The sequence below is a fragment of the Paenibacillus sp. PL2-23 genome (assembly GCF_040834005.1).
Taxonomy (GTDB): domain Bacteria; phylum Bacillota; class Bacilli; order Paenibacillales; family Paenibacillaceae; genus Pristimantibacillus.
The window spans coordinates 1-2,500 of sequence record NZ_CP162129.1 but is presented as its reverse complement, the minus strand read 5'-3'; the positions used below and the strand labels follow the sequence as shown (position 1 = coordinate 2,500).

Sequence of the window (2,500 nt, the reverse complement as noted above, 5' to 3'; positions counted from 1 at the left end):
ACTCCGGCTGTCAAGAAAAGCCTCTAGTGAGATCAAGGTGCCCGTACCGCAAACCGACACAGGTAGGCGAGCAGAGCATGCTAAGGCGCGCGGAAGAACTCTCGTTAAGGAACTCGGCAAAATGACCCCGTAACTTCGGGAGAAGGGGTGCCTCGGTAGGGTGAATAGCCCGAGGGGGCCGCAGTGAAAAGGCCCAAGCGACTGTTTAGCAAAAACACAGGTCTGTGCGAAGCCGTAAGGCGAAGTATACGGGCTGACGCCTGCCCGGTGCTGGAAGGTTAAGGGGAGCGGTTAGGGGTAACCCGAAGCTGTGAACCGAAGCCCCAGTAAACGGCGGCCGTAACTATAACGGTCCTAAGGTAGCGAAATTCCTTGTCAGGTAAATTCTGACCCGCACGAATGGCGTAACGACTTGGGCGCTGTCTCAACGAGAGATCCGGTGAAATTTTAATACCTGTGAAGATGCAGGTTACCCGCGACAAGACGGAAAGACCCCATGGAGCTTTACTGCAGCTTGATATTGGACTTTGGTACGATCTGTACAGGATAGGTGGGAGCCTATGAAGCCGGAGCGCCAGCTTCGGTGGAGGCGTCCTTGGGATACCACCCTGATCGTATCGGAGTTCTAACCTGGTACCGTGAATCCGGTACAGGGACCGTGTCAGGCGGGCAGTTTGACTGGGGCGGTCGCCTCCTAAAATGTAACGGAGGCGCCCAAAGGTTCCCTCAGAATGGTTGGAAATCATTCGAAGAGTGCAAAGGCATAAGGGAGCTTGACTGCGAGACCTACAAGTCGAGCAGGGACGAAAGTCGGGCTTAGTGATCCGGTGGTACCGCATGGAAGGGCCATCGCTCAACGGATAAAAGCTACCCTGGGGATAACAGGCTTATCTCCCCCAAGAGTCCACATCGACGGGGAGGTTTGGCACCTCGATGTCGGCTCATCGCATCCTGGGGCTGAAGTAGGTCCCAAGGGTTGGGCTGTTCGCCCATTAAAGCGGTACGCGAGCTGGGTTCAGAACGTCGTGAGACAGTTCGGTCCCTATCTGTCGCGGGCGCAGGAAATTTGAGAGGAGCTGTCCTTAGTACGAGAGGACCGGGATGGACGTACCGCTGGTGTACCAGTTGTTCCGCCAGGAGCACCGCTGGGTAGCCAAGTACGGACGGGATAAGCGCTGAAAGCATCTAAGCGTGAAGCCCCCCTCAAGATGAGATTTCCCAATTTAGTAAGACCCCTTGAAGACGACGAGGTTGATAGGTTCGGGGTGGAAGCACGGCAACGTGTGCAGCTGACGAATACTAATCGGTCGAGGGCTTATCCTAAAGTGTTTCCGAGAGGAAACACACATCGTAAGCATATGCTTATGACAGCTAAAGTTCAGCAAACTTTCGTATCCAGTTTTCAATGTGTAAACATTGACGTTTGGTGATGACGGCGAAGGGGAACCACGCGTTCCCATACCGAACACGACCGTTAAGCCCTTCAGCGCCGATGGTACTTGGACCGCAGGGTCCTGGGAGAGTAGGACGTCGCCAAGCACAGAAGACCTACCGTATTCATTTACGGTAGGTCTTTTTGTGCTTGGCGACGTTCCTCTCCCTACTGGGAGAGTGTCTGAACCATTTTGATCGAAGCAATTCGATGAAGCGTGACCCGGCATTTAGAGGTAGGTTCAGACGCCGACCGGCGAAGTGATGGCTTTGAAGCGGATTCATTGCCGGTGCGGAATGGACGTTGCCAAGCACGAGTAGCCTAAGCTCAGTGAGGAATGGACGTTGCCAAGCACGAATGACCTTTCACAGATTACTGTGGCAGTTTTTTGATGTGGTCGAACCTAAGTAACCTGATGATGAATGTTGCGCGCTATATACAGTAGAAAGCGGATGACGAGTAAATCCTGCAAATCCTGCAGTAATTAATGCTCGAAAAGTTTGTGTAGAGTCAAATTGATGCAAATGTGCAGGATTATAGATGATGTGTGGTCGTGTAAGGTGGGACGGTGTTTGAAATGATGTATAATCGCAGCAATTCCTCGTTTGAGCAAGCTAATATAAGAATATGATGTACATTTGCAGCATTATTCGCACGCTGCAACGTAGGGGGATGTAAATCCTGCGAATCTGCAGTAACTTATGCTCGGAGGATGAGTGTAGGGTCAAATTGATGCGAATGTGCAGGATTATAGCCGATGTGTGGACGTGAAAGGTAGAAGTGTGCTTGAAATGATGTATAATCGCAGCAATTCCTCGTTTGAGCAAGCAAATGTAAGAAAATGATGCACTTTTGCAGCATTATTCGCACGCTGCAACGTAGGGGATGTTGATCCTGCAAATCCTGCAGTAATTAATGCTCGAAAGGTTAGTGTAGGGTCAAATTAATGCGAATATGCAGGATTATAGCCGATGTGTGGACGTGAAAGGTAGAAGTGTGCTTGAAATGATGTATAATCGCAGCAATTCCTCGTTTGAGCAAACAAATATAAGAAATTGATGTACTTTT

At 50.6% G+C, this 2,500-nt stretch carries 2 rRNA genes (1 of these 2 cut by a window edge); both read left to right on the top strand.

The features are described from left to right. Positions 1–1,323, top strand: a 23S ribosomal RNA gene (locus tag AB1S56_RS00010) (it extends 1,628 nt beyond the left edge of the window). A gap of 99 nt (positions 1,324–1,422) precedes the next feature. Beyond that, a 5S ribosomal RNA gene (rrf, locus tag AB1S56_RS00005) occupies positions 1,423–1,539 on the top strand. Positions 1,540–2,500: the final 961 nt, after the last annotated feature.